Source organism: Polynucleobacter sp. 39-46-10 (genome assembly GCF_002282275.1).
This window is the reverse complement of the sequence record NZ_NCJB01000167.1, coordinates 1-4,984: the sequence shown is the minus strand read 5'-3', so window position 1 is coordinate 4,984 and position 4,984 is coordinate 1. Positions and strand designations below refer to the sequence as shown.

Genomic DNA, 4,984 nt, shown 5'->3' with positions numbered 1-4,984 from the left:
GCAAGTCATGGAGGTGGAAGTGCTGGCACAGTCGATATCATTACACCTGGTGAGGAGTACTTTGGTGGCTCAGGTGCAAAAGCCTTTCCATTCACCTATACAAGAGGTATTACTGAGAATATTGAGATGTCATTTGGCGCTACCTACTATGCTGCGCCGCGAGGAAACTACTCGCCGATCTCCAATAAGGTGCTAGCTCTAAAGTGGCGCTTTGCTGAAGATGAGGGTGGAAAATGGGCATTAGCAATTAAACCCAGCATTACCCTCCCAGGTTCACCACAACAACAAGTTGCTGGCCTGGATTTAGCACTGCCTAATTACGGACTGAACCTCATTGGCTCACGCTACTGGGATTCAGTGGAAGTGCATATCAATGCGATGTACACCAAATCCCTTTACAACACAAACTATGCGATTGGTGCAGGCCCTCCAGAAAACCGAACCAATGTTCTGTTCTTATCAGCTGCACCCGTTTGGCGCGTTATGGAAAGACTCCGACTAGCACTCGATATGGGTATTACAACTAATCCACCCAGCACAGAGCAGTACCTGACAAATTACGCTCTTTTAGCGGCGATATTTTCGATGAATGAAAGCTTAGATATCGGTCTTTCTTATATGCGCAGTGCCGCCAATATGGGTTTGGTGCTGGGCAACACTGGCATGAATGCGTCCCGCTCTGAAATTGGCTTCACCTGGCGGTTTTAACTACCTAGGCGATGTCCATCATACCGACCACGATAAGCAGCACGCACTTCATGCCACATAAGCAATGCTTTAAAGAAAAATTGCTTCATTGCTGAACTCCTTATTTTTTATTACAGAACTGAATCTAACCCTTTCACAAGACATCAATATGACAGCAATAGCCAATGTGGCACTACCCTTCCCGATTAACGGCGTCGTCTTTGCTTGGGCCATGTCACCCTCGGGGAAAAATTTTGAAATTCCCCTATTTGATATCGCAGATGCTCTAAGCAATCCAGATTTATCTATTTGGTTACACCTCAATTTATCCAACTCTCAAGTTCAGCGCTGGCTTAAAAATACGTCCTTAATTCCGGATCGCGTTGTCGAAATGATTGATGAAGGAGTAACTCGTAGTCGTCTTGAGCGCATTGAAAAGCTGGACGATTGCTTATTAATGGTGATGAATGACTTCCAGCAAGAGTTTGGCAACGAGGATAGTGATCATAGCCTGGGGACTCTATGGGCCATTCTCACTCCACGATTAATGATTTCTCTGCGCAACAACCCCTTAAGAACAACGGATCGACTGCGCTCTGACTTGAGAAGTGGAGCCCTCAACCCTTGCTCGGCTATCGAATTGTTCCACGAACTGATTGATCTGCGCGCTGAATATCTGCGAACCTTATTAATCCAACTCTCCGACACCATGGATGATCAAGAGGAGCTGCTATTAAAAGCAAAAGAGCTTCCCGAACATGAATACCTGGGAAGAACGCGCATCGATTGCAGTCGCTTAAGAAGGCAATTTTCACCAGAACTCATTGCTTTAAATCGCCTACAAAAGAAAGTTCCCTACTGGTTTTCAGATGAGGACAAGCTCAGGCTGAGCGATGACCTTGATCTACTTTCCCATTTAGTCCAAGAAATTTCAAATTTATATGACAGGGCCAAAATTCTGCAGGATGAACAAGCTGCCCACGTTGCCGAATTCAATGCCCGTAACTTACAAGTACTCTCAGTCATGACGGTCATTTTTTTGCCCATGACCCTGATCACAGGAATCATGGGAATGAATATGGAGGACCTTCCTGGGCTTAAGGAGTCTTTCTATATCGTGATGGTCCTCATGGCAATGGCTGGTGCTGGCGTCTATCTCTCGCTAAAAATTCGCAAAATTGTGTAATTTTTCATTGAACTTAAGGAGCAGAACTCAATAAAACCCCAGAAATATCAGAAAAAGGGGTTTTGTCATATTACTTTGCTAGCATTACCCCGTTCTTACAACTTTACGTGGAAATTTATGAGTGAATATAAGTACGAAGACGCTGTTAAACAGCTTCAAGAGTCTGGAGCCATTGGCTTGCAGGACTTTAAAAACCTATCTTATGAGGACCTCACTGAACTTCTAGAGGAAATTAAGGTCTGGTGCCTTTACGCCAATGGTAAGTTAGATAAATTACCTAAGGAATCTAAACGCAAGAAGGATAAGAAAGACAAGAAGGATAAGAAAGACAAGAAGGATAAAAAGGATTAAAACTTTTATCTAATCTGTCAACCTCTCCTTAGGGAAGCGCATCGTAAATGTACTTCCCTTTCCAGGTGTACTCTCAATGATTAATTGCGCTTGATGTCGGCTCGCAATATGCTTCACGATAGCTAGACCTAGGCCAGTTCCACCGGTATCGCGTGAGCGACTGCGATCTACCCTATAGAAGCGCTCAGTTAGCCTAGAAAGATGCTCAGAAGCGATTCCTGGGCCAGTATCCACAACTGAGAATTCGCCCTCTCCTGCAGCATTTACGCGCCAAGATGCGCTAATAGAGCCAACATCAGGCGTGTATCGAATGGCATTAGAGACTAAATTACTAAATGCCGAGAGAATTTCCCGCTCTTCTCCCAGAATATTTTTAGAGCTCTCAACATCGAAGTAAAAAGCGTGGTGACCCTTAGAGAGTGCCTCAGCATCATTTTTCAGAAGCGCCATGACAGTCTGCATTTGTATGGGCTGGGTTGGTGCCGGCAATGAATTCGCTTCTAAATTAGCTAAAGTTAGCAAGTCCTCTACAAGGCTTTTCATACGCTGGGCTTGAGACATCATCATCTCAAAATATTGATCCTGTTGGGCTTTATCTAAATCTAAAGATTGGATCGTTTCCAGAAACCCCATTAATACGGTAATGGGAGTTCTCATCTCATGGGAAACGTTTGCCACAAAGTCCCGCCGCATGGCATCCGCTTTTTGTAGATCGGTAACGTCTTGCACCAAGAGTAAGTGACGCTTCTCACCAAAAGGAAAAGCTTGCAACATCAAACTAAGATTTGATTTAGGACCCATACGCTCTAAAAGTAATGGCTCCTCAAAATGACGATCATGAAGATAGCGAATAAACTCCGGGCGACGGATCAGGAAATTAATACGCTGCATCACATCACGTTTGAATTGAAGGCCAAAGAAACGCTCTGAGATCGCATTACACCATTCAATTTGATCTTGATCATCCAGCATCATGATGCCGTTTGGCGAAGCCTGAAACGCTTCAATAAAGCGATTGTGTTGTTTCTCAACAGATAGCATTTGCAACTTAAGATTACGCACTAATCGTTGCAGGTAAAAGAAAACCTCTTCCCAATAACCACTAGGCAGTGGCATTGACTCTAGCCTATCCTCTACAGTGTATTTTCGTAGGCGCGCTAAATTAATGTAGGAGTAAATCAGCAGAATCGAGAGAAAAGCAATGCCTACTGAAATGCCTGTAATAGGGCCAACATTATTTTGGGCAATCAAAGCAGCAAAAAAAGCTGTGCAAAGAAGAAGAAAAAATCGGAAGAAAACGGAGAACATTCCGCAATCTTAGAGCATCTGCTGCAGAAGACTAGAAAAACTCAAGTCCACCCAATAAATATCAGGTCTGGGTGGGTGTTTTTGTGATTCGATATCCACTACCCCGAACTGTCTCTACAAAGCGATCGCAGTCTGCTGGGGATAAGGCTGCTCTGAGCCGCTTGATATGAACATCAACAGTACGCTCCTCTATATAAACCTCATTACCCCAGACTTTATCAAGCAAATTTTCACGAGAATGGACTCTTTCTGAGTTGGCCATCATAAATTGCAACAATCGGAACTCTGTAGGTCCTAAAGATAATGTCTGTGGTTCACAGTTTGGCCACGTAGCACTCACACGATGGGAAACTGGATCGAGCTTTAATGGACCAACAGCTAAGGGACCGTCCCCCTCTAGCGGAATCTGTCGGCGCAACAATGCTTTTACACGGGCGACTAACTCTTTAGGAGAAAAAGGCTTGGTCACGTAATCATCGGCTCCGGAATCAAGGCCCAAGACCTTATCGTTCTCTTCGCTCTTGGCGGTCAGCATGAGTATCGGCAAAGATCTAGTGCGCTCATTTGCCCTAAGCTCTCGGGCAAATTGAACGCCGGATTTACCAGGTAGCATCCAATCCAAAATCAATAGATTAGGGAGCTCATCGCGCATCATGTTTGCAGCAACGTCAGTTTGAAGCGCCTTTTGCACCTCATATCCTGCATGGCTTAAATTAATTGCAATGAGTTCAGCAATCGAAGGCTCATCTTCAACAATCAATATCCGGTGAGTCATAGCAAATTCCGCTTTAGTATGGATAGTTACGGTTTATTCGCCTCGCGAACCAAATCCTCATGGGGGATATGACGTACATCCGAGCCCTTGGCAATATAAATCACAAACTCTGCAATATTCTTGGCATGATCACCAATGCGTTCAATGGCTTTAGCAATTGTGAGCATATCTAAGCCAGTAGAAATCGTATGTGGATCTTCCATCATGTAAGTAATCAACTTACGAACAAAGCCTTTGAACTCCTCATCGATCTGACGATCTTCCTGAACTACTTCCGCTGCCGCAATCGTATCAAGACGGGCAAATGCATCTAAGCTGCGACGCAGTAAAGAAATAGCCATCTGACCCGATAAACGAATCTCAGCAACATTAATATTGTGAGTCGCACCAGACTCAATCAAACGCTTAGTCCTTTTGGCTACACGCTCTGCCTCATCACCAGCGCGCTCTAAATTAGTAATCGCTTTTGATACCGCCATCACTAAACGTAAATCTCGAGCAGTTGGTTGGCGACGTGCAATCAATTCCGTGCAGGCCATATCGATTTGAATTTCGAGATCATTTACGATCTTTTCATTAGCGATGACGACATTACAAGTATCAATATCCATCTGCGTAAATGCACGCATGGCAGAGGAGATTTGGGATTCAACAAGACCACCCATCTCCAGCAATCT

At 44.4% G+C, this 4,984-nt stretch carries 6 protein-coding genes; 3 read left to right on the top strand and 3 right to left on the bottom strand.

Features of this window, described 5'->3' with window-relative positions; genetic code table 11:
- The 3 genes from B7X71_RS11610 to B7X71_RS11600 form a co-directional block, all read left to right on the top strand.
- Positions 1-708 (top strand): hypothetical protein (locus B7X71_RS11610; protein ID WP_293600803.1); only part of this gene is annotated, 708 nt, incomplete at its 5' end.
- Positions 709-856: 148 nt separating this feature from the next.
- The gene (locus tag B7X71_RS11605) at positions 857-1,873 is read left to right on the top strand and encodes a CorA family divalent cation transporter (RefSeq protein ID WP_293600802.1); all 1,017 of its coding nucleotides are present in this window, start codon (positions 857-859) and stop codon (positions 1,871-1,873) included.
- 117 nt (positions 1,874-1,990) lie between these two features.
- Positions 1,991-2,224, top strand: coding sequence for a hypothetical protein (locus B7X71_RS11600; RefSeq protein WP_215365947.1), 234 nt, complete (start codon positions 1,991-1,993; stop codon positions 2,222-2,224).
- Positions 2,225-2,233: 9 nt separating this feature from the next.
- On the opposite strand, the gene phoR is transcribed toward B7X71_RS11600, so the two are convergent.
- The 3 genes from phoR to phoU form a co-directional block, all read right to left on the bottom strand.
- The gene (phoR, locus tag B7X71_RS11595) at positions 2,234-3,532 is read right to left on the bottom strand and encodes a phosphate regulon sensor histidine kinase PhoR (protein ID WP_293600801.1); all 1,299 of its coding nucleotides are present in this window, start codon (positions 3,530-3,532) and stop codon (positions 2,234-2,236) included.
- A 61-nt stretch (positions 3,533-3,593) separates the two neighbouring features.
- Positions 3,594-4,307 (bottom strand): phosphate regulon transcriptional regulator PhoB, encoded by a 714-nt coding sequence (phoB, locus tag B7X71_RS11590; RefSeq protein ID WP_293598678.1) that lies wholly within the window; start codon positions 4,305-4,307, stop codon positions 3,594-3,596.
- 26 nt (positions 4,308-4,333) lie between these two features.
- Positions 4,334-4,984: phosphate signaling complex protein PhoU (gene phoU / locus B7X71_RS11585; RefSeq protein WP_293600800.1), on the bottom strand; the 651-nt coding region annotated here is incomplete at its 5' end.

Bases quoted from the DNA above. Each gene is read 5' to 3' on its own strand.
- B7X71_RS11605 (WP_293600802.1), top strand. From the start codon at position 857: ATGACAGCAATAGCCAATGTGGCACTACCCTTCCCGATTAACGGCGTC.
- B7X71_RS11600 (WP_215365947.1), top strand. From the start codon at position 1,991: ATGAGTGAATATAAGTACGAAGACGCTGTTAAACAGCTTCAAGAGTCT.
- phoR (WP_293600801.1), bottom strand. From the start codon at position 3,532: ATGTTCTCCGTTTTCTTCCGATTTTTTCTTCTTCTTTGCACAGCTTTT.
- phoB (WP_293598678.1), bottom strand. From the start codon at position 4,307: ATGACTCACCGGATATTGATTGTTGAAGATGAGCCTTCGATTGCTGAA.